The sequence below is a fragment of the Paenibacillus pasadenensis DSM 19293 genome (genome assembly GCF_000422485.1).
Lineage (GTDB): Bacteria > Bacillota > Bacilli > Paenibacillales > Paenibacillaceae > Paenibacillus_O > Paenibacillus_O pasadenensis.
The window spans coordinates 226256-247565 of sequence record NZ_KE383847.1 but is presented as its reverse complement, the minus strand read 5'-3'; the positions used below and the strand labels follow the sequence as shown (position 1 = coordinate 247565).

Here is a 21310-nt window from a genome sequence, read left to right as displayed (position 1 = left end):
AAGGAGGCGAGGACGCGTGCAAGCCGTTGAAATTGGAGTCGAGCTTCGAGCTTTCATGGTGCTAATGATTCGTGGTGTCGTTAGCGGCCCCTTTTTCGAGCTCTTCCCATTTTAACGACGAATGATGCTGTTAGAGTGACGAATTAGGGTTGAAAATGGGAAAAACGGGCTTCCGCACGCGTCTAACAAGCTCAGGAGTCGTAAGAAATCGGCGTTCCCTCAAAAGGGGCTTCTAACGAGCTGACTCGTCGTTAGACCGCAGGCGCTAACAGCTCAAGCTCAAGAACTATGGCCGGTTCAACTGCGCCTGCGTTCTGCGCCGCAGAGAGCCGGCGAAGCCGGCGGAATCAGCGGACTCGCTGGACCCAGCGGACTCGCCGGACTCAGCCGACTCGCCGGACGAAGCCGGACTCGCCGGACTCGCCGGACGAAGCCGCCCAGCTGCCGCGCCCGAAGCCAGCGCCGCCTCAATAATGCGTCTTCCCTTCCTCGTCGACGAAGATGTTCAGATGCGAGGGCAGCACGGTGAACGTGCAAGGCAGCGTGCCGCCGTACTCGCCGTCGAGGTTGAGCTGGGCATAGTCCGGCGTCGTGACGGTGAGGCGGTTCGTCTTGAAGTGCAGGATGTGAGAGTCGTTGAAATGCTCGCCGCGCAGCGCGAGCGTGACGATGCGGATGAACTCGGCCAGGTTGCACTTCTTGAGCACGAGCACCTCGAACAGGCCGTCGTCGAGCGTCGCCGCCGGGGCGAGCTTCTCGAAGCCTCCGACGGAGTTGCTGTTGCAGATGAGGAACAGCATGATCTCCTCGTGGATGTCCTCGATGCCGTCGCCCTCGATGCGCAGCTCCATCGGCCGCAGGCGGGTCATCTTCTCGAGACCCTTCATATAATAGGCAAGCTGCCCGATCATCGTCTTGAGCTTGCTCGGCACCTCGTAGGTGAGCTCGGTGAGCGAGCCGCCGCCGGCGATGTTGATGAAATATTTCTTGCCGGCGCGGCCGACGTCGATCGGGCGGCTGTACTGGCGGGTGATGAGCTCGCACGCGTACTCCAGGTTGCGCGGGATGCCGAGCGCCCGCGCGAAGTCGTTGGTCGTGCCGACGGGCAGGATGCCGAGCGGAGGGCGGTTGGGCTTTTCGCCGAGGCCGTTGATGACCTCGTACAGCGTGCCGTCGCCGCCGGCCGCGATGATCATGTCGAAGCCGCGGTCCGCGGCATCGGCGGCGGCCACCGACGCGTCGCCTTCGCCGCAGGTCGCATGCGTGCTCGTCTCGATGCCGCCCCGCTCCAGCAGCGTCAAAATCTCGCCGAGCCGCCTTTTCATCTCCTCGCGTCCGGACGTCGGGTTGTAGATCAGCCGCGCTCTCTTGTATCCGCTCGTCATGCCTTCTCTCATCCTCCTGCTTGTCGCATCCGCTGCATCCACTGCAGCGCCTGGCGCGCCAGCCAGCGCGGCACCGCCGCGTCCGGCAGCATCGCCCGGCCGTCATATTCATATTCTAACTCGCCGAGCCTCGATGGAATCACGGTCGATGTGAAAAATCCTTGACTAAGAAACGCCGGCACGACGATCACGGTCTCCTCGGGCCGCCGGCTCCGCATCTCGCGCAGCCGGTCGGCCGCCTCGTCCGGCAGCAGCATCGCGGTCTCGGCGCGGGCGAAGCCTCCGCCCTCCCGCAGCCGCTCGCCGAGCCGCTGCAGGCTGCTGCGCCAGCGTTCGTGGAATACCGGCTCGATCGAGCCGTGTCCGACGACGAGCAGCGCCTCCCGGAACGGATCGCGCGAGAGCTCCCGGGCCTGCCGCAGCAGCAGCTCGGCGATCTCCGGCTCGTCGTTGATCGGAACGCCGGGATGGATGCGCGCTCCGCCTGTGCGCAGCGGCTCGAGCTCGCCCTCGCGCAGGCCCGCCGGAGGCTGGCCGAACGCCTGCATGATGTCGTCGACATGCGTGCTGCCGGAAGAGACGAACAGCGGCAGGACGAACAGATCACTCACGCCGAGCGCGAGCAGCTCGTCGATGCCGTCCTGGATCAGCCGTCCATCCACAATCTCCAGAAACGACGAAAGGACCGGCACAGGGCCGGTCGCTTGCGTAATCGTTTGCGCCGCGGCCGCTACGGCCTCGTCGACGAGCGCCACCCACCCGGGGTCGCGCGAGCCATGGCTGATGACGAGGATGCCGGGACGCAGCGGCTCTCTGTCCATCAGCGGTTCAGACGGTCCAGCGTCATCTTGTAGCCGTCGTTGCCGTAATTGAGGCAGCGCTTGACGCGGGAGATCGTCGCCGTACTCGCTCCCGTCTCGGCCTCGATCTGGTTGTACGTGCTGCCCTTGCCGAGCATGCGCGCCACCTCGAGCCGCTGGGAGAGGGATTGAACCTCGTTCACCGTGCAAAGATCATCGAAGAAAATATAGCATTCCTCGACGCTCTTGAGCGTGAGGACCGCTTCGAATAATTGGTCGATCGCTTTATCGTTCAGCTTCTTGAGCTGCATCAACTTCACCCCTGTGAAATAATCCTACATTCCATTTTATATTGCTGCGCTAGAGAATACAACTATCACCGTGTTCACGCTTTAGAGGAGCGATGTTTTTTGCAAGCGCTCTCTTCGGATGGCGGGCAGAATGCCCGTCGGATCGGTTCAGCCTCCTTCAACGAGGCGCGGCTAGGACGATGTCCACTGGACGCGTACATGAGTTTGCGGCCGTCACGGATGGGACGCGCACCTATTTTACTACGGACCTACATTTTATGCTACCTCAAAATTCATGCTGTCCGGAACCGTCCTCTCCTCGCGCACATCACGATAGGTCGAACGAACTCTGCTCCGGTGCTTCCGTCTCAAGTGTGCCTATCGACGAAGCGAGGAAGGCCGACGCGCGCCGCAGCCGGCCGCGGCGTCCCGATCGTTCCTCCGCGGCGCCCTGTCCTCCCGCCGCCCGTGCCAGTCCCCGACTGGGTTTTTCGGCAAAAACCGGGCGAACGTCCAACCCAAACGCCGCTTTAGGCCATACACTGGAACAAACGCGGAGTTCGCCCTCCGCAATCCCACAAGGATGTGAAAGCCAAGTGAATCCGAACTATCCTTCCTATTACCCGCCTATGCCGCAGCGCAATACGCCTGCCGTCCCGGCGCAGGGAAGCATCTTTCCCGGTCTCGGCGAAGGGTTCCCTTATAATCAGCTTCCCGCCCAGTCGCTGTTCGCCCCGCCGCCCTCGCTGATGCCGCCCGGCCCGGCGCCGTCGATCGGCCCGCTGGCGACGCTGGAAGGCGCCGCTCTGCCTACTGCGGCAGCGGCGGAGACGGAAAAAAAGGGCAGCCTGTTCTCTCTCGACAAGCTGACCGAGCTCAAGGGCTTCGTCGATCGGATCGGGGGTCTCGACGGCATCCTCGGCACGATGACCAAGGCGCAGAAAATCATCGGCAGCGTGCAGCAGATGGCTCCGCTCGTCAAGGTGATGATGGGCACATTCGGCAGCAAGAAAGGCTCCGACAAGTCCAAGATGGTCGATCTGGAGGACGACGAATGGTCGCCGCCGAAGAAGAAGCGGACGAAAAGCAAGAAGCGCCGCACCGGCGGAGGCGGCTATGCCAAGGGCGGCCGCAGCCGCAAGCGCCGCACCGGCGCCAAGCGCCGCAGGCCGAAGCAAGAAGAATAGGACGAAAAAAGCCCGCTTTCCCTCGGTGAAGGGAGAAGCGGGCTTCGACTTGAAAAGGGGACGAACGCTACAGGAACAGCCACTCGATGATCTGGTAGATCAGCGCGGCCAAGCCCATGGAGATCGGAATCGTGATGACCCAGGAGACGACGATCCGTCCGGCCATGCCCCACTTCACGCCAGAGAAGCGCTTCGCGCTGCCGACGCCGAGCAGCGAGGACGTGATCGTATGGGTCGTGCTGACCGGGAAATGCAGCATCGTCGCCGTCAGGATGACGGAGGCGGCGCCGAGATCGGCGGCGAAGCCGTTGATCGGCTCGATCTTGAAAATCTTCGTGCCCATCGTCTTGATGATCTTCCAGCCGCCGACCGAGGTGCCGAGCGCCATCGCCGTCGCCGCGGACAGCTTGACCCAGAGCGGCACGTCCATGTTGTCCTGGAGTCCGGCCGACACGAGCGCGAAGGTGATGATGCCCATCGCCTTTTGCGCGTCGTTGGTGCCGTGCGTGAACGACTGGAACGCCGCGGTCATGATCTGTCCGGTGCGGAAGCCCTTGTTGATCTGATGCGGGCTCGACCTGGCGAACACCAGCTTGAGCAGCGTCATCAGCAGATAGCCGACGACAAACGCGATGATCGGCGAGAAGATGAGCGCCTTGATGATGTCCGAGAAGCCGCTGCCGTTGATCGCGCCGAATCCGGCCGACGCGACGACCGCTCCGGAAAGGCCGCCGATGAGCGCATGCGACGAGGAGGACGGGATGCCGAACCACCAGGTGATCAGGTTCCAGATGATCGCTCCGAGCAGCGCCGCGATGACGATCTCCTCGCCGTGCTGCAGCGTGGTCGGATCGGCGATGCCGCCGCCGATCATCTTGGCGACGCCGGTGAAGCTGAGCGCTCCGACGAAGTTCATCGTCGCCGCCAGCAGGATGGCGACGCGCGGCTTGAGCGCCCGCGTCGACACCGAGGTCGCGATGGCGTTGGCCGTGTCATGGAAGCCGTTGATGAAGTCGAACGCCAGCGCCAGGAACACGACGACCGCCATAATTATCAATACTGTATCCATCGTTCAGGTCGTCTCCTGTCCTTAGCTGTTGCGCATGATGATCGTTTCAAGCGTGTTGGCGACGTCTTCGAAGTAATCCGTCGTCTTTTCGAGCATTTCGTAAAGCTCTTTGCGCTTGATCAGCTCGATCGGATCCTTCTGGTTCGCGAACAGCGCCTTGATGCTCACGCGCAGCAGGTCGTCGGCCTGGTTCTCCAGCTCGTTGATCGCGATGTTCGGCTCGCGGATCGCCAGCAGCTTCTTCTGCGTGAGCAGATAGATCGCGTTTTTGACCTGGTGGGCGCAGCGCACGAGGTTGTCGGCGAACAGGCGGATGTACTCGTCCTTGTCCGTCACCTGGTACATCTCGAAGCGCGACGCGCAAGCCTCGATCTCGTCGACGACGTCGTCAAGCGCGGTCGTCAGCGCCATGATGTCCTCGCGCTCGATCGGCGTGATGAACGTCTTGTTGAGCTCGATGATGATCGTATGGGTATAGCGGTCGCATTGGCTCTCGTATTCTTTCATCGCCTTGGCGAACTCGCCGACATTCGACAGGTCGTCCACCCCGCGCGCGAAATACTCCACGCTTTCGACAATCGAATCCGCCATTTCCTCCAGCGTTTTGAAGAAGATATTCTTCTTAGCCATGTTCGTCCCCTTTGCTTTCAAAAAAATGGTTAGACAGCCCTTTTCAGGCCCCACTTATCTTATCACAGTTCATCCGGGTGGTGTAAAGGATTTGTAAACGCCAGCGCCTCGAAAAATCGAATTTTGTCGAATTTTCGCCCTGGTTCATTTTGCCCAAAACGCGCGAAAAGACCCTGCCGTCAAGGCAGGGCCGAAGGTTCGTTGCTGGAGCCTAAGGCAGCACCGCGAGCCGCTGCTCGAGACCCGGCTTGTCGGGCACGATCAGCACATGGGTCTGGCCCGGGTACAGCGGAGCCTCCGTCTCCGAGTCGTAGAACCGGATCGGATCGTCCGTGCCGCTCCTCTTCCACTGAATGTCTCTCGCCTGGCCGCGCTGGAACAGCTTCGCCCGGCCTCCGCGATCCAGATCGACCTCCCGCCGGCCGACATCGTCCAGCACGCGGTGGGGCGCCTCGAGCACGACGACGTTGGCCGCCTCCAGCTGCTTGCCGTCGTTCAGGTCGACATGCGGCTCGCCGTTGATCGAGCGCTTGTACGTCAGCGACTCCGCATCGTAGCGGTACGACACCTTGTACGACTGGAGCAGGAACGTGACCTCAAGTCCCGACGACGGACTGCCGGGCGGCGCCTGCTGCAGATCGGAGACGAACGGCAGCGTGCGCACCGCGCCCGTCTGGGCGGTCTCGAATTTCTTCTTGGCGGCGCCGGCCGCCAGCTTCTCGAGGCTCGTGTACAGATTATGCGGAGCCTTCCTGGACTTGTCCCTCCAGAAGTAAGCCCCTGCATTCGTAATCTCGTCCATATGGTCGAGCTTCTCCCGCGACAGCATCGCATAGCCGTCCGGACTGCCGCCGGAATGGATCAGGATCGCGTCCTGGCTTTTGCCGACGTCGATGAAGTACGGCCGGATGCTGCGCACCGGGCCGATCGCCCCGTCGAAGGCGCGGCTCTGGAAGACGGCCAGGAAACGCGTGATCTCGCCTTCCGCGAGCACCTCGTACAGCAGGTCCGCCGAGCCCAGCCCCGACTGCGGCCTCGCCTTGGCGTGATTGTTGATCATCACCAGATACGGCCGGCTGTCGATCGGCCCCTGCAGCGCTTCTCCCGTGAGCGGCGCCGTGAAGGCGGGAGCTGCGGACGGCGCCGGACTCGGCGAAGCGGTCGGCAAGGCGGTCACGCTCGGCGGGCCGGCCGTCTCGACGGGAGCGTCGGCCTTTTGCGAGCAGGCGGAGAGCAGCATCGACGCCGCGGCCGCCATCAGAAGCCATTTACCGGTCATGGTTCCAGACATGCATTCATCCCCTCCGTTTCCATCATAGACCAGCCGGATGCGCTTGGGAACCTTTTTCGCCCCCGCCCGGGAGGCGCTTCCATCCTGCAAGAACCTTCCTCCAGCGGATAGCAATGCCTGCGCCGATCCATACTAGCCGCATGGGCCGGCGTCGCCCGAGCGACCCCAGGCATGCGCGAAAGGAGGCACGGAATCCCATGCCGATCTCAAACCGGATCAGCGTCTGGACATGCATCATCATGCTGCTGCTGAGCAGCGGAGGCGTAGCGAACATCCTCGTTCCGCCGTTCATCTTTTCCCGATCGGGAAGCGACTCCTGGGTCGCGATCCTGCTCGCCCTGCCGCCCATGCTGCTCTGGTGCGGCCTCCTTTGCTACGTCATCCGCAAGCTGAACGGCGTGCCGATCGAGCAATGGCTGTCGGACCGGTTCGGCCGGGCCGCCTCCTGGACGATGCGCGCGCTCGTCGTCGTCCTGCTGCTCCTCCAGGCCTCCACCCTTTCCTGGGAAACGGCGCATATCGCCATCCACAGCTACATGAGCCATACGCCGGTCTGGATCATCGCGGGAGCGACAGCGGCGCTCTGCGCCTGGACCGCATCCGGCGGGCTCCGCTCGATCGCCTATGCCTGCGTCATCCTCGTCCCGATCGCGGTCATCCTCGACTCGCTGCTGCTGATGCTGAACTGGCCGAACATGGACAGCCGGATGCTGCTGCCGATCTTGGAGAACGGCATCAGCCCGGCGCTGAAGGGCATGCCGCTCGCGGCGGCGGCGATGCTGGAGATCTGGCTCGTCCTGTTCGTGCAGCAGCATGTCAAAGGCCGGTTCCGCTGGTACCAGTTCGCCCTTCTGGTCCTGTTCCTGTGCTGGCTGCAGCTCATTCCCGTCGTCGTCTCGATCTGCGTCTTCGGCTCCGACCAGGCGTTCAAGCTGCGCAGCCCGGTGCTCGAGATCTGGAAGGTGATCTCGCTCGGCCCCACGATCGAGCATATCGATCTGTTCGCGATCGTGCAGCGCGTCTCCAGCACGTTCGCCCGCATCTCGCTGCTCTTCTACTTGTCCGCGCGGCTCGGCCCGGTGCGGGGCCGACGCGGGCTGACGATCTTCTTCGTCGGCATGGCGGCGGTCGTCACCGCGTTCTCCAGCTCGAAGGTCACCGATTCGGAGCTCTTTTTCTTCCTGATCGAGTACCAGTACCCCGTCTTCATCGCCTTCGTCCCGGCGCTCACCGCGCTGCTCGCCATCCTCCTGCGCTGGCGCTCTCCGCTGCCGACGGCCGGAAAGGAGGCGGAGCCGGGATGAAGAAGCCGAACGCCAACCGGGCGGCGGGAACGGCGACGGCTTGCGGCAACGGCGGCAGCGCCGGCAACAGCGCCGGCAACGGCGGCAGCGAAGGCGAGCGCCTGCCCGGCCGGGAGCAGCTGCGCCAGTGGCTCCAAGGCAGCGACGACGTCTCCCTCCTGGACATCGAAGTAGAGGCAGAGCGCGCTAGACCGGGAGCAGAGGCGCAAGCCAGCGAGGCGCCGGACGAAGTCGACGAGGCGGAGAAGCCGCCGCGCGGGCTGCCGGAGCCGGGACCTCCCTCCGGAGCTCGTCCGCTGAAGCTGACGCTCGTCTACTGCAGCGCGATGGCCGATCCGATGCTGCTGCAAAAGGTCGTCCTGCCTCAGGCGCGCGCCGGCGTGCCCGCGCTGGCGCCGGAGGAAGCGGCGAGCGCGCGGCCGGGCAACATGGGCGCGTGGCAGGAGCTGAAGCTGCCCCGGATCTCGAAGGAGGCGCCCCATACGATCACCTGGCGCGATTACATCTGCCGGATGATCTTCGAGGCCAATGCGATCCTGTTCTGCGACGAGCAGCAGCGTGCCTGGTCGATGTCGGCCGGAACGGTGCCGGGCCGCTCTCCGTCCGAGGCCGCGACGGAGGTGTCGGTGCGCGGCCCGAAGGACGGCTTCGTCGAGCAGCTGCATACGAATACGGCGCTCATCCGCTACCGGCTCCGCACGCCGGGCCTGCGCTGCGAGCAGCTCTGCGTCGGCACGCGCTCCGGCACGAAGGCCGCGCTCCTGTATGAGGCGGACATCGCCAATCCGCAGCTCGTCGATGCGATCCGCGACAAGCTGTCCGGCATCGACGCCGACGACATCGTTTCGACGCGCCATCTGCAGGATCTGCTCGTCGACCGCTCCTGGTCGCTCCTGCCCCGGACGTCCTATACGGGCCGGCCGGACTTCGCCGTGCAATGCCTGGCGGCCGGACGAGCCGTCATCCTGCTCGACGGCAATCCGACGGCGATCATCGCGCCGGCGAACCTGTTCCTGCTGATGAAGTCCGCCGAGGATGCGCAGCAGAACTATTTCTTCGTGAACTTCACCCGGCTGCTGCGCTACGTCTGCCTGCTCGTCACCTGCTTCCTGCCGGGCCTCTACATCGCCCTGGCGGTCTACCACGTCGACCAGATTCCGTTCAACCTGCTGGCGACGATCATGAACTCGCGCCTCGGCTTGCCGCTGTCGTCAATCGAGGAGATGTTCCTCGCGCTGCTGCTGATCGAGATCTTCCGAGAGGCCGGCGCGCGGCTGCCGGGGCGATCGGGCAGACGCTGACGGTCGTCGGCGGCCTCATCATCGGGGATGCGGCCGTCCGGGCCGGACTGATCTCCCCGGTCATGATCGTCATGGCGGCCATGACGTTCGTCGCCGGCTCCACGCTGGTCAACCAGTCGCTGACCGGCGCCGTGACGCTCATTCGGTTCTATGTGTATGCGTCCAGCTCGGCGCTCGGCTTCTTCGGCTTCATGATCTCGACGATCAGCGTGCTCGTCTATCTGACGCGGATCCAATCGTTCGGCGTGCCGTACCTGACCCCGATCTCGCCGATCCAGCTCCGCGACCTGCTGCCGGGACTGTTCATCCTGCCGTTCCGCAAGCGCCCTCGCCGGGCGGAAGCGCTCCGCGTGCAGAAACCGTTGAAATGAGGTGATTGCTCCATGCGCCGCCTGCGCCTGATCGCAGCCGCCGCGCTGCTCTTGCTGCTGGCGGGCTGCAAAGGATCGAAGACGAACAACGAGCTGTATCTGAAAGCGATCGGCATCGACTATAAAGACGGCATCTACACGATGTACGTGCAGATGCTCGATTTCGCCGGCGAATCGAAGTCGGAAACCGGCACTGTGAGCGGAAAGCAGATTCCGATCTGGACCGGACACGGATCGGGGAAAAGCATCGGCGACGCCAATGCCAAGCTGATGAACAGCTCGCAGCAGCCTATGGACTTCTCGCATGTGTCGGCGCTGCTGCTGACCGAAGGCGCGCTTAAAGCGATGTCGAGCCGGGATATTTCCGAGCTGATCGCCGGGTATCCGGAGAGCCGCATGAACGTCTGGATGTTCGGCACGCGCCATAAGCTCGACGACATCTTCATCACCAAGTCCTTCTTCAACCTGTCCAACACGACGACGCTGCTGCATTCGCCCGAAGCGAGCTACAGCCAGAAGTCCGACATCGAGCCGGTGTTCCTGTTCAAGCTGCTGCGCGAGCTCCAGCATCCCGCCATAAACGGCTACGTGCCAGAGCTCATGCTCGAGGAGCGCGCCTGGGAAAAGGACGAGAAGCCGCATCCGGAGCTGAAGGTTGCCGGCGCGTTCTTCTTCCGCCAGGCGGCCTACGAGACGCGGCTGCCGATCGGCCAGCTGGAGGGCTGGCACTGGATGAATCCGCACATGGAGCAGTACTTGATCGAGATCGTGCATGACGGAGTCGACTACGGCTACGGCAGCTTCACCCGCACGAAGATCAAGCTGCGCCTGAAAGAGGACGAGCAAGGCGAGCCGGCGTTCGAGGCCCGCGTGCATGTCAAGGGCGTGCTCATGACGCGCAATACGCAGTCGCCGATGGCGGAGGTGGAGGAAGCGGCGGCAAAAATGATCGAGGCCCAGATCGTCTCCACGTACCGGAGCGCTCTGAGCCGAAAGATCGATATATTCGAACTGGAGGAGCTTTATTATCGGAAGCATCCGCGCGAATGGCAGGAGCGGACTGACGGCGGCGCAAAAACGCTGCTCAAGCCCGATTCGCTGCGGCTGGCCGAGGTGCGCGTCGATCTCGAGAGCCCCGGCAAATACAAGCCTTAGGGCGTGCTTAGGGCGTCGTCGCAGCTCCGCCCTAGCCGCTCAGATGCTCCAGTCGAGCCACTGCTCATGCCGCTTCTCCAGCTTGGCGAGCCAGTCGACGGTGACGCGGATCGCCTCTTCCTGATGCGCGCGGGTCGAGTAGGTGTGGTCCGCCTGGAACAGGATCTCCTTGTCGCACAGGCCGTCGCCGCGCGTCCAGAACACCTTTTGGTACAGGAAGCTGTAATCGGCCGGGATGACGTCGTCGCTCGTGCCGTGCACGAGCAGCACGTCGCCGCCGAAGCGCACCGCCGCCTGGAACGGCTGATGCTGCTGCAGCGAGTCGAAGAACTTCGGCTCCAGCGTGTAGCCTGCGTGGTCGGTCGAGCCCTTGAGCACGGCCTCGTCGTACCCGCTGCGGCCGACCAGCCGGACGATGTCGTTGAATGGATAGCCGACGGCCGACCAGAGGATGAGCCGGTTGACGCGCTTGTCCTTGACCGCGGCATGGAGGGCGACCGCTCCGCCCAGGCTGTGGCCGAGCAGCGTCACCCGCTGCGGATCGACGCAGTCCATCGCCAGCACGTAGTCGAGCGCGGCCCTCGTCTGGCCGATCATCGAGTCGAAGCCGAGCGCCCCGTAGCTGCCGCTGCTCTCGCCGCAGCCGCCGTAGTCGAAGCGCAGGACGAACGATCCCTGGGCGGCCAGCGCCCGGGCGGTCTTGACGAACAGACGGTCGACGCCGATCCGGCTGCCGATGAAGCCGTGGCAGATGACGACGATGGGCTGCCGCTCGCGCTCGTCGGCCGCGGACGCGGCAGGATAATGCAGCGTGGCGGTGAGCTCCAGCCCTTCATGGCGCAGAATCAGTTGTTTTTCCATCGATCGATCCATCCTTTGCGGGTTCGTTTATTAATCATATATTATTCCAACCTGTTTAATCGGGTTTAGATGTCTTCAGCTTACCATCGTTCTCGTTCGATTGTCAATCGCTCTTCTTGTTTGCCGTTTGTGACGGAGGTGTAACAGCAGTATAATGAGAAGAATTCGAATGAGGTGATGGAATGTCCCGACTGGACATGGAGCTCTGCCCGCGCTTCGAAAAAGCCGTCGACCTGCTCAGCAAGCGGTGGACGACGCTGATCGTCTACAAGCTGCTCGCGGGACCGCAGCGGTTCGCCCGCATCGAGGACTCGCTGCCGGGGCTGAGCGGCAAGATGCTTGCCGAACGGCTCAAGGAGCTCGAGGCCGAGGGCGTCGTGCTGCGGACCGTCTATCCCGAGATGCCCGTGCGCATCGAATATTCGCTGACGGACAAAGGACGCGCGCTGGAGCCGATCGTCAGCGAGATCGCCCGCTGGTCGCAGGACTGGCTGCCCGCCTCATCTCCCGACCCGGCCGAGTCCTGATCCGGCTGCCTCCGGCCGCCAACCCGTACCCGCCAGCCCGTGCCCGCACCGCGGGCACGGCTCGCCCAGGCGATCGCACTGTCCGAAAAGGGCCATCCTCCGCGTCGACAACGACGTGGAGGACGGCCCTTTTCGCGCGTCTCTCGCATGGAACGGCGGCGCCGGTCCATACTAGCGGTAGAGAGAACAAACGAACGTTGAAGGAGGAATCCCGATGGACGCTTTGCTCGGCTGGCTCGTCCGCCACTGGGTATCCGCGATGATCGCGGCCGCTCTCATCGTCGCTTGCGTGTTCGTGCTCGTCAATCGAAAGGCGCTGTTCTACAAGGAATAGCCGAGCCGGCCGGGATCAGCCCGGCAGGAGCGGGCCGGAGCCGTCGATCAAAGGCAGGCGCAGCTCGGCCGTCGTGCCGGCTCCAGGCTCGCTGCCGATATGCAGAGAGCCTCCGTGCTGCTCCGCGATCTCCTTGCAGATGGCGAGTCCGAGGCCGCTGCCGGGACGGGCGGACAGCCCTTTGTAGAACTTGTCCGTCACATGGGGCAGATCCTCGGGCGCGATGCCGACGCCGCTGTCGGCGACGAGCAGCACCGCCTCCGCTCCCTCGCGATGCGCGCTGACGCGGATCGAGCCGCCCTCCGGCGTGAACTTGAAGGCGTTGTCGATCAGATTGATCAGCACCTGGCGCAGCCGGTTCGGGTCGCCCCGCACGAGCAGCGGCGCCGGCTCGAGCAGGCTCAGCAGCCGCACGCCGGTCTCTTCCTGCCGAACGGCCTGCTGCGTGACGCATTCCCGGACGGGCAGGTTCAGATCCAGCTCCTCCAGATGGAGGTCCATGCTGCCGGAGCTGAGGTTGGAGAAATCCAGCAGATCCTCCACGAGCCCGGTCAGCCGCTCCGTCTCGCGGGCGATGATGCCGAGCCCTTCCTGCACCTCCTCGCGGCGGGAGCCGGGATCGGCGAGCGTCTCGCTCCAGCCTTTGATGGAGGTGAGCGGCGTGCGCAGCTCATGCGAGACGGACGAGATGAAGTCGTTCTTGAGCTTCTCCCGCTTGTTGAGCTCCACCGCCAGCGTATGCAGCGTATCGGACAGCTGGCCGATCTCGTCGCGCCCGCGCTGGCCGCTCATGCCGAGCTGCCAGTCGCCGGCCGCCATATGGCGCGCCCGGCGCGTCAGCTCGCGCAGCGGCCGGACGATGCGGCCCGCCATCCACATGCTGAGCGCAAGGAACAGCAGGATGACGGCCGCGCCGGTCAGCAGCGTCATGCGGATCAGCAGCGTCACCATGCGGTCGACCTCGCCGAGCGCGGCCGAATAGCGGACGACCGAGATGATCCTGCCCTCGCGGAGCAGCGGCGCGGAGGCGGCGACGATGCGCTCGCCGCTCGTCTCGTCCTTGCCGATCCAGGCGCTCGTGTCGCCTTCGGCGGCCCGCACGACATCGGGCGTGCGGATCGTGCGGTTGTCGCTGAAGCCGTTGGAGTCGAGGAACATCATGCCGTCGGGCTGCAGCAGCTGGATGCGGGTGTCCGCCTCGCTCATGCTCTGCAGCATGTAGCTCGCCCGCTCGTTGGCCGACATCCACTGCATCGCGCGCGCATGCAGCGACATCGAGGTGGCCACGCGCTGCTTCATCGCGCTCGAGGCGCTGCCGTAGTAGTAGTTCCAGATGAGCGTCAGGAACATGCCGCCGAGCACGACGACCGTCAGAAAGACGAGCAGCAAATAGCTGAACACCATCTTGGTCCGCAGGCTCCTCATCCCGGATCGCTCCTGTTCCACCGGTAGCCGAACCCCCATACCGTCTCGATGATCGCCGGCTCGGACGGATCGTCCTCGACCTTTTGGCGGATGCGCCGGATGTTGACGTCGACGACCTTGAGGTCGCCGACGTAGTACCTCCCCCACACCTCGCTTAAAATTTCATCGCGGCTGACGCTCTGCCCGCGCCGATCCAGCAGCAGCTTGACGAGCGACCATTCGGTCGGCGTCAGCACGATCTCGCGATCATGCTTCCAGAGGCGGCGGTCGCCGGGCGCCAGCCGGAACGGCTCGCCGCTGCGGACAGCCGCCGAGGCGGGGGCGGAAGCCGGGGCAGGCGCAGCCGCGGATGGAGCGGTCGCGGCCGCGACAGCCGCAGGAGCCGGGCCGCGCCAAGCGCCGATGTTCATGCGCCGCTGCAGCGAGCGGATCCGCGCCATCAGCTCGCCGGGGCTGAACGGCTTTTGGATGTAGTCGTCCGCGCCGAGCTCCAGCGCCTCGATCTTGTCCTGCTCCTGCGACTTGGCCGTGAGCATGATGATGCCCATCTCCGGATAGGCCTCGCGCAGCGCCGAGCAGAGCTCGAGCCCGGAGAGCCCTGGCAGCATGATGTCCAGCAGGGCGATGTCCGGCGGGCCCTGCTCCGCGACGAGCCGCAGCGCCTGCTCGGCGCTGCCGGCCTCGACCGGCTCCATGTCCGCGCGCTTCAGATTGATCCTCACGAAGCCGCGGATCGCCTCTTCGTCCTCTACCAGCAGGATCTTCACCGCCTTCATCCCCCTTTCCGTTCCGTCGTCTTCAATCGGCCGGCTGCAGCCGCACCGACGAGGCGAGCTGCTCGCCCGTCAGCCTCATCGCGTCGTAGCGGTTGAGGTCGGTGTCCGACCATCCGTCCTCCGCCTTCGGCTTGGGCTCCTCGATCGCCGCATAGACATAGCCGCCCGCCGTGCGCAGATTCGCCGGCTTGCGTCCCTTCCCTTCCATGGCGGCGGACCAGCTCCCCCACTCCTTGATCGGGATGCCGTACAGCGTCCAGAGCGGCGCGATCGCCCCGCTCTTGGCGTTGTAGTAGTCGAGCTGAATGATCGCTTCCGGCTCCTCGACGGGTCGCGAAAGCGTGAACTGTCCTCTCCAGCGGGACGGGATCTGCACGGAGACGCCAGAGCTGAAGTCGTTGTATTCCAGCGTGACCGGCAGGAACATGTCCTTGCGGACGAAGCCCGGATCCTGGGGCCGCAGCCCGCTCCACTGGGTCCATTCGGTGTACGTGATCAGATCCGAATAAGGCGTGCCCTCGGGCTGGCCCGGCGCCTCCACCTGGCGGCTCCACTCGAGGATGCCGTCGCCGTTGATGTCGGTGTTGAGCACCGGGCTCATGTTGAAGCCGAGATTCGGCTCCTCGACCGGCGGATAAACCTGCTCCAGGCCGTCGTCGTACCATCCGGCCATGAGCGTCAGCGACGAATGCGCGCCCGCGCCCGCCTCGGCGATGACGCCGAACCGGTCCTTGGCGATGCGGCCGATCGCCAGCCGCTCGTACAGCGTCGCATCCGCCTCGAGCGGCAGCGTCGCGGCGCGGTCCAGTCTCCCGTTCGCGAACCGGTATACCTCCAGCATCGGCTCGTTCGGGCTGCCCGGCCGGCGCACGAGCACGAGCTCCTGGCGCCCGTCTCCGTCGACATCGCCCGTATCTCCGGCCTCATAGCCGAGCTCTGCGACCGGCTTCAGCAGCCTTCCTTCCTCCGATTCCTCGAAGAGAGGGTCCGAAGCCGAGTAGACCTGCACCTCGTACTGCTGCCAGGTCAGGCTGTTGCCGGGCTGCCTGACGAGCCAGCCCGCGATGATCTCCGGCCGCTTGTCCCCGTTCATGTCCACGAAGCTCAGCCACTCGAGGCTTGTCCCCATCGCGGAGCGGAGCACCGCCCATGTCTTCCATTCGCCGGCCTCCTGCCGGGCGATCAGGATGCGCGAGCTGCCGTATGCGTCGCTGTACGTCAGGACGGCCTCGGGCGAGCCGTCGCCGTCGAGGTCGATGGAGCGGATCGCCTCCGGCTGCCGCTCGCGCGTCGGCAGCGACAGCGAGCCGCCTGCAGGCAGCAGCTGCTTGAGGCTGGAGCTGGCGCCTCCGGCCTGGGGCGCCTCCATCGGCGGTCCCAGCAGATCGGCAGGCGCGGCCGTATAGCGGCAGCCGGAGAGCGCGAGCGCGCAGGCTCCGAGCAGCGCGAGCAGCCGCAGCGGCTTGCGGGCGCCGCTGCGGGGCGGACGGCTCGTTCGATTGATGCGATTGCAGCTGTTGCTCACGTTCGTTTCCGCCCCTCCTTTGCCTCCGTCGTCTGGATGATGCCGCCGTCCGGGCCGGCGCCGCTTCGAGGACCGCCTGCGGCGGCGCCGCTCAGCCGAGCTGGTCCGGCGTCACGAAGCGGTAGCCCGCGGTCTTGAGATCATGGATGATGAGCGGCAGCAGCTCCGCCGTATGCAGCTTGCTGCCGAAGGAATGCATGAGGATGATGCTGCCGGGCTTCGCGTGCTTGGCGACGTTCGCCCTCATCGTCTTGACCGACGTGCCCGCCCAGTCTCTCGTGTCCACGTTCCAGAGCACCTCCGTGCGGCCGCCCTCGCTCAGGATCGCTTTCAGCTCCGCGGACGTCGCGCCGTACGGCGGACGGAACATCGTCGGCGTGATGCCGACGGCTTTTTGAATAAGTGTATCATTATCCTTGATTTCTTGCAGGATCTTTGTCTTTCCTGTTTTTGAGAGGTCGGGATGATGCGTCGTATGGTTGCCGAGCGCGTGGCCTTCGTCCACGATGCGCTGCATGACCTCGGGGTATTTCTTCACTTGCGTGCCGACGACGAAAAAGGTCGCCTTGACCTTCTCTTTCCGGAGAATGTCGAGAATCTTGACCGTCGTGGCCGCATCCGGCCCGTCGTCGAACGTCAGGGCGACCGCCTTGGCCCCTTTCTCCAGCTTGGCCGTATGCGCGCGGCCGTCGTTCGGCTCGGCCAGCGGGCCGGCCTGCGCCTGGAGCGGCGGCTTCTCGTACGTGTCGCCGGTCACGGTGTGCGGCCGCTCGGACGGAGACGGATGCGGCGAAGCCGTCGGCGACGGATGCGGCGATTTGGGGCCGGACGAGGCCGACGGATGCGGCGAAGGCGAGGCTGTGGCCGGGATCGCCGTCGGCGCGCCGGCGCCGGGCTGCGTCGCGCCGGCGTCAGGTGAAGCCGATGGCGAGCTAGCGCCGGGCGAGGCCGAGGCGGACGGCTGGAAGCCGCCGGCTTCGACATGGTCGGCGCTGCCGCAGCCGCCGGCCGCCAGCGCGAGCGCGGTCAGCGCCGCGAGCGCAGCCGCCTGCGGCGCGCGTCGGCGGACAGCGGCGCCCGCCGGTTTTCGCAAATGCTTTCTACTTCTATCATTCGCAGCCTGGCTGCGTTTTGAGACGTTTTTCGACAAGAAAAGACAAATCGGGTTCATCTGAGGTGCTCCTAACTCTAGTAAGATAGCTTTATCGTACCGGACAAAAATCGTCAAGGAGTTACAATCCGGTAACACCTCAGACGGAGCGGGCGCCTGGTTAAGTTGCAGCGGAGCGAGCCCGTTTTTTGCCGATCCGCCAATCGAGGGGCGAAAACGGACTTGGAGCGGCTCGGCCGCAGCGCCTCCCCTGTTCGTTTCCGGCCAGGATGAAAAAAGCCCTGACGCGCCGGAATCATCCCGGCGGTCAGAGCCTTGTATCGAGCTGGCTGGTTCAAAAGCGTCCCTTACTTCGAGACGGTCTTGTTATAGACGGCGATCTTGTCCGTGATCTGCTTGGCGGCGTCGTCCAGCGCGGCCTTGACGTCCTTCTTGCCGGTGAACGCTTCCTCGATCGCGGCCTCGACGAGCTGGCGCGCCTCCGGGAACACGCCCATGACCGCGCCTTGGCTCGCCGTGCTCGGCTTGGAGGCGTGCAGCTGGTCGACGGCGGTCTGGAACTGCGGGTACTTGACGAGGTTGTCTTTGACGACCTGCTCGTCGTACGCCTTGGTCGTGATCGGGAAGTAGCCGGTGTTGATGTGCCACTGGGCCTGCGTCGCCGGCTCAGCCAGGTACTTGATGAATTCCCATGCGGCCTGCTGCTCCTCGGCCGGCTTGTTGTTCAGCACCCACAGGCTCGCGCCGCCGACGACGACTCCGCCCTCGGCATCGGCGGATGGCCGCGGCAGGAACGCCGTGCCGACCTCGAACTTGCCTGCCGCGCCGTCGACGATGCCGCGCAGGCCCGCCGTGGAATCCAGCGTCATCGCCACTTGGCCGGCGAGGAACGCCTTTTTCGTGTCGTCGGTCTTGCGGCCGAGGTTGAGCGCGGTCTTGGCGTCGACGAGCCCTTTCCACCACTCCAGCGTCTGCACCGCCGCCTCCTGGTTCACGAGCGACTCGGTGGCGGCGCTGTCGCGGCCGTTGCCGTTGTTGACGAGCTCCTTGCCTTGGGCGGCGAGCAGCTGCTCCATGAACCAGCCGTAGATCGCGAACGAGGCGCCGGTCACGCCGTCCTTGGTGAGCGCCTTTGCGGCGTCGGCGACTTCCTGGTACGTGGCCGGCGGCTTTTCCGGATCGAGCCCGGCGGCCTTGAACAGATCCTTGTTGTAGTACAGGATCGGGTTGGACGTGTTGAAAGGCATCGAATACTGCTTGCCGCCGAACGTGTAGTACCCGCGGATGTTCGGCTCGAGCGAGCCGACGTCGTAGCCCTCGGCGTCGATGAACTGCTGCACCGGCGTCACCGCGCCGGAGTCGATCATGAAGCGGGAGCCGATCTCGTACACCTGGATGAGCGACGGGCCGGACTTGGAGTCCATCGACGCCTTCATCTTGTTGAGGCTCTCGTCGTACGTCCCCTGGAACACCGCCTCGACCTGCACGTCCGGATGGGTGGAGTTGAAGCCGCTGACGAGCGCGTCCGCGGCCTTGCCGAGCTCGCCGCTCATCGAGTGCCACCAGACGACCTTCACCGGCGCCTTCGACGCTTCTCCTCCGGCCGGAGACGAGGACGGCGAGGCCGTCGTGCTCGGTTCGGACGAAGCCGCGCCGCTGTTGTTCGTGTCCGGATTGCCCGCGCAGGCGGACAGTGGCAGGATCAGCATCGCCGCCGCGGCCGGCAGCGCCCATTTCCAATTGCGGATGACCATGTGTGCAATCTCTCCCTTTTTCGTTGAAATGATCGGATGGCAGATGACGCTATGGCAAGCCCCGAGGGGCGGACGCCTGCAAAAGGTTCCACGCTCGCACAGCGCGGTTCGCGGGGCTGCGCAAGGCAGGCCCCGGCATCGACGACGGCCTTCAGCCATGTCGGAGACGGCCGCAGGTCAGGGCAGACGGCCCGCAGGTCAGGGCAGACGGCCGCAGGACAGGGCAGACGGCCCGCAGGACAGGGCAGACGGCCGCAGGCCGCATCGGCCCCGGCTGCGCCGCCTAGGCAAGCCCATGGCCGCTCAGCCCTTCACCGCTCCGGCGGTGATGCCGCGCACGAGCGGCCGCAGGCCGAGCGCGAGCAGCACCAGCGACGGCACGAGCACGAGCGCGACGCCGCACAGCACGAGGTTCCAGCTCGTCATCTCCTCGAACTGCAGCATCGCGATGCCGATCTGCACCGTGCGCATCGCGTCGCTGCTCGTCACGAGCAGCGGCCACAGGTACATGTTCCAGCCGTTCAGGAACACGTACACGCCGAGCGAGGCGGCGGCCGGACCGGAGAGCGGCAGCACGACGGACAGGAAGTGGCGCACATGGCCGCAGCCGTCGATGCGCGCCGCCTCGAACAGCTCCCGCGGCAGCTGCAGGAAGAACTGCCGCAGCAGGAACACGCCGAACGCCGACGCCGCGAACGGGACGATCAGGCCCGGGAACGTGTCGAGCCAGCCCCAGCTTTTGACCGTGAGGTAGTTGGGGATGATCGTCACCTCCCACGGAATCATCATCGTGCTGATGAACAGCGCGAACCAGAAGCGGCTGCCGGCGAAGCGCACGTAGACGAACGCGTACGCCGCGAGCGCCGCCGACAGCACCTGCAGCGCGGTGACCGCGCTGGCGAGCACGAAGCTGTTGGCGATGAAGCCGAAGATCGGCACCGTCTCGATCGCCTGGCGCAGGCTGGACGTGTCGAGCCCGGACGGCAGCAGCCGCGGCGGGTACATCGACGCCTCCGCCGGCGTCATGAAGATCTGCGCCAGCAGGTAGAGCAGCGGACCGACGGTCAGCAGCGCGAGCGCGGAGGTCAGAACGAAGCGCAGCGCGGAGCCGGCGCGGCGGCGGGAAGCGGCGGACGGCAAGGCGCTTGCGGCGGCTCGGGCTGCCGGCTTGACGGGAGAAGGAGACGCGGCGCTCATTGGTAATGCACCTTCTTTCCGAGAACGAGGAACTGGAGGAGCGTCAGCAGCAGCATGATCGCGAACAGCACGATCGCCAGCGCGCTGCCCGTGCCGAACTGGTAGTTGACGAACGCTTCGCGGTAGATGGAGTAGACGAGCACGTCCGTAGAGCCCGCCGGTCCGCCCTTGGTCAGGATGTGGATCTGCCCGAACGATTGGAACGCGCTCATGACCGACACGACCGCGAGGAAAAAGAGCGTCGGCGACAGCAGCGGCAGCTTGACCGACACGAACGTGCGCCAGCCGGAAGCCCCGTCGATGCGGGCGCTGTCCAGCACGTCGCCGTCCAGCCCCTGGATCGCCGCCAGCAGCAGCACGAACGGGAAGCCCGAGTTCATCCACACGGTCATGAGCGAGACGGAGCCGAGCGCGCTGCCGGGATCGGTCAGCCACTGCACGGGGCCGAGGCCGAGCTGCAGCAGCAGCCAGTTGAGCATGCCGAGCGACGGGTGGTAGAGGATCATCCAGATGATGGAGGCCGTGCTGACGGACATCGCCAGCGGCAGCGAGAACAGGAAGCGCAGCGCGCTCCTCCCCCGCCCCGCCGAGTGGACGAGGCTGGCGCAGAGCAGGCCGAGCGCGAGGCCGGCCGGTACGGTCAGCAGCGTGAACTTGAGCGTGACGAGCAGGCTGTTCCAGAACGCGGACGATTGCAGCATGCCGGTATAGTTGTCCCAGCCCGCATAGGCGGCGACGCGGCCGCGCGGGTCGGTGAGCTGGAAGCTGAGATAGACGGAGCGGATCATCGGATAGAAAAGAAACACGGCGAACACGGCGAGCGACGGCGCGAGGAACGCATAGCCGAGCGCCTGCTCGCGCCAGCGGCGGAGCCGGGCGGAGCGCGCCGCGCCGCGCGGGCTGGCCGCGCTGGATGCCAGATGGCTGGATGCGCCGGACAGGGCGAGATGGGGCGCGCCGGACGCGGCGCGGTGCTCGGCAGCGGCGGCATCAGATGCGGCGCGGTGCTCGGCAGCG

General features: G+C 65.1%; 18 protein-coding genes and 1 pseudogene. 5 read left to right on the top strand and 14 right to left on the bottom strand.

Annotated elements, in window-relative coordinates; all coding sequences use genetic code 11:
• Nucleotides 1–467: 467 nt before the first annotated feature.
• The 3 genes from H582_RS0111860 to H582_RS0111850 are packed head-to-tail and all read right to left on the bottom strand — an operon-like array spanning nt 468 to nt 2496.
• Nucleotides 468–1385 (bottom strand): diacylglycerol kinase, encoded by a 918-nt coding sequence (locus tag H582_RS0111860; RefSeq protein WP_028598703.1) that lies wholly within the window; start codon nt 1383–1385, stop codon nt 468–470.
• Nucleotides 1386–1393: 8 nt separating this feature from the next.
• A complete protein-coding gene (locus H582_RS0111855) occupies nt 1394–2206 on the bottom strand; it encodes a sirohydrochlorin chelatase (protein ID WP_043111217.1) in 813 nt (270 codons plus the stop codon).
• A complete protein-coding gene (locus H582_RS0111850; RefSeq protein WP_028598701.1) occupies nt 2206–2496 on the bottom strand; it encodes a YerC/YecD family TrpR-related protein in 291 nt (96 codons plus the stop codon). The genes H582_RS0111855 and H582_RS0111850 overlap by 1 nt, the downstream gene beginning before the upstream one ends.
• Before the next feature lie 575 nt (nt 2497–3071).
• Between H582_RS0111850 and H582_RS30045 the strand changes: the two genes are divergently transcribed.
• Entirely contained in the window at nt 3072–3662 is a 591-nt protein-coding gene (locus H582_RS30045) for a hypothetical protein (protein WP_052333171.1), read from the top strand.
• Nucleotides 3663–3729: 67 nt separating this feature from the next.
• Here the strand turns inward: H582_RS30045 and H582_RS0111840 are convergent, their stop codons facing one another.
• From H582_RS0111840 to H582_RS0111830, 3 genes are all read right to left on the bottom strand, one after another.
• A complete protein-coding gene (locus H582_RS0111840) occupies nt 3730–4731 on the bottom strand; it encodes an inorganic phosphate transporter (RefSeq protein ID WP_028598700.1) in 1002 nt (333 codons plus the stop codon).
• Between the two features lie 21 nt (nt 4732–4752).
• The gene (locus H582_RS0111835) at nt 4753–5361 is read right to left on the bottom strand and encodes a DUF47 domain-containing protein (RefSeq protein WP_043111216.1); all 609 of its coding nucleotides are present in this window, start codon (nt 5359–5361) and stop codon (nt 4753–4755) included.
• A 211-nt stretch (nt 5362–5572) separates the two neighbouring features.
• Entirely contained in the window at nt 5573–6652 is a 1080-nt protein-coding gene (locus H582_RS0111830; RefSeq protein ID WP_028598698.1) for a DUF3048 domain-containing protein, read from the bottom strand.
• A gap of 197 nt (nt 6653–6849) precedes the next feature.
• Here H582_RS0111830 and H582_RS0111825 point away from each other — a divergent pair, with 197 nt between their 5' ends.
• The 3 genes and pseudogenes from H582_RS0111825 to H582_RS0111815 all read left to right on the top strand — a co-directional run bounded on the left by H582_RS0111825 (nt 6850) and on the right by H582_RS0111815 (nt 10783).
• Nucleotides 6850–7956 carry a GerAB/ArcD/ProY family transporter gene (locus H582_RS0111825; RefSeq protein WP_028598697.1) on the top strand — a complete coding sequence of 369 codons (1107 nt, stop codon included), beginning with the start codon at nt 6850–6852 and terminating at the stop codon, nt 7954–7956.
• Nucleotides 7953–9628, top strand: a pseudogene (locus H582_RS32850) (spore germination protein). Before H582_RS0111825 ends, H582_RS32850 begins: the two are co-directional and overlap by 4 nt.
• A 12-nt stretch (nt 9629–9640) precedes the next feature.
• Complete coding sequence (locus tag H582_RS0111815; RefSeq protein ID WP_028598696.1) at nt 9641–10783, top strand: Ger(x)C family spore germination protein; 1143 nt, start codon at nt 9641–9643, stop codon at nt 10781–10783.
• Between the two features lie 39 nt (nt 10784–10822).
• Here H582_RS0111815 and H582_RS0111810 read toward each other — a convergent pair whose 3' ends face one another.
• Nucleotides 10823–11644: an alpha/beta hydrolase family protein gene (locus H582_RS0111810; protein WP_028598695.1), complete on the bottom strand. Its 822-nt coding sequence runs from the start codon at nt 11642–11644 to the stop codon at nt 10823–10825.
• A gap of 182 nt (nt 11645–11826) precedes the next feature.
• On the opposite strand from H582_RS0111810, the gene H582_RS0111805 reads away from it, so the two are divergent.
• Nucleotides 11827–12171, top strand: a complete 345-nt coding sequence (locus H582_RS0111805; RefSeq protein WP_028598694.1) for a winged helix-turn-helix transcriptional regulator — start codon at nt 11827–11829, stop codon at nt 12169–12171.
• 349 nt (nt 12172–12520) lie between these two features.
• On the opposite strand, the gene H582_RS0111795 is transcribed toward H582_RS0111805, so the two are convergent.
• The 7 genes from H582_RS0111795 to H582_RS0111765 form a co-directional block, all read right to left on the bottom strand.
• On the bottom strand, nt 12521–13930 hold the full coding sequence (locus tag H582_RS0111795) for a sensor histidine kinase (protein WP_028598693.1): 1410 nt from the start codon (nt 13928–13930) through the stop codon (nt 12521–12523).
• A complete protein-coding gene (locus H582_RS0111790; protein ID WP_028598692.1) occupies nt 13927–14697 on the bottom strand; it encodes a response regulator transcription factor in 771 nt (256 codons plus the stop codon). Before H582_RS0111790 ends, H582_RS0111795 begins: the two co-directional genes overlap by 4 nt.
• A gap of 31 nt (nt 14698–14728) precedes the next feature.
• The gene (locus H582_RS0111785; RefSeq protein ID WP_028598691.1) at nt 14729–16231 is read right to left on the bottom strand and encodes an FG-GAP repeat domain-containing protein; all 1503 of its coding nucleotides are present in this window, start codon (nt 16229–16231) and stop codon (nt 14729–14731) included.
• 91 nt (nt 16232–16322) lie between these two features.
• Nucleotides 16323–17324: a polysaccharide deacetylase family protein gene (locus H582_RS30035; RefSeq protein WP_052333168.1), complete on the bottom strand. Its 1002-nt coding sequence runs from the start codon at nt 17322–17324 to the stop codon at nt 16323–16325.
• 365 nt (nt 17325–17689) lie between these two features.
• Nucleotides 17690–19096: an ABC transporter substrate-binding protein gene (locus H582_RS0111775; protein WP_028598690.1), complete on the bottom strand. Its 1407-nt coding sequence runs from the start codon at nt 19094–19096 to the stop codon at nt 17690–17692.
• Between the two features lie 303 nt (nt 19097–19399).
• Nucleotides 19400–20293 (bottom strand): carbohydrate ABC transporter permease, encoded by an 894-nt coding sequence (locus H582_RS0111770; RefSeq protein WP_084137126.1) that lies wholly within the window; start codon nt 20291–20293, stop codon nt 19400–19402.
• A complete protein-coding gene (locus H582_RS0111765; RefSeq protein ID WP_052333200.1) occupies nt 20290–21213 on the bottom strand; it encodes a carbohydrate ABC transporter permease in 924 nt (307 codons plus the stop codon). Before H582_RS0111765 ends, H582_RS0111770 begins: the two co-directional genes overlap by 4 nt.
• Between the last annotated feature and the right edge of the window lie 97 nt (nt 21214–21310).

Coding starts and splice junctions, on each gene's coding strand:
- H582_RS0111860 (WP_028598703.1), bottom strand. CDS start 1,385: ATGACGAGCGGATACAAGAGAGCGCGGCTGATCTACAACCCGACGTCC.
- H582_RS0111855 (WP_043111217.1), bottom strand. CDS start 2,206: ATGGACAGAGAGCCGCTGCGTCCCGGCATCCTCGTCATCAGCCATGGC.
- H582_RS0111850 (WP_028598701.1), bottom strand. CDS start 2,496: ATGCAGCTCAAGAAGCTGAACGATAAAGCGATCGACCAATTATTCGAA.
- H582_RS0111840 (WP_028598700.1), bottom strand. CDS start 4,731: ATGGATACAGTATTGATAATTATGGCGGTCGTCGTGTTCCTGGCGCTG.
- H582_RS0111835 (WP_043111216.1), bottom strand. CDS start 5,361: ATGGCTAAGAAGAATATCTTCTTCAAAACGCTGGAGGAAATGGCGGAT.
- H582_RS0111830 (WP_028598698.1), bottom strand. CDS start 6,652: ATGTCTGGAACCATGACCGGTAAATGGCTTCTGATGGCGGCCGCGGCG.
- H582_RS0111825 (WP_028598697.1), top strand. CDS start 6,850: ATGCCGATCTCAAACCGGATCAGCGTCTGGACATGCATCATCATGCTG.
- H582_RS0111815 (WP_028598696.1), top strand. CDS start 9,641: ATGCGCCGCCTGCGCCTGATCGCAGCCGCCGCGCTGCTCTTGCTGCTG.
- H582_RS0111810 (WP_028598695.1), bottom strand. CDS start 11,644: ATGGAAAAACAACTGATTCTGCGCCATGAAGGGCTGGAGCTCACCGCC.
- H582_RS0111805 (WP_028598694.1), top strand. CDS start 11,827: ATGTCCCGACTGGACATGGAGCTCTGCCCGCGCTTCGAAAAAGCCGTC.
- H582_RS0111795 (WP_028598693.1), bottom strand. CDS start 13,930: ATGAGGAGCCTGCGGACCAAGATGGTGTTCAGCTATTTGCTGCTCGTC.
- H582_RS0111775 (WP_028598690.1), bottom strand. CDS start 19,096: ATGGTCATCCGCAATTGGAAATGGGCGCTGCCGGCCGCGGCGGCGATG.
- H582_RS0111770 (WP_084137126.1), bottom strand. CDS start 20,293: ATGAGCGCCGCGTCTCCTTCTCCCGTCAAGCCGGCAGCCCGAGCCGCC.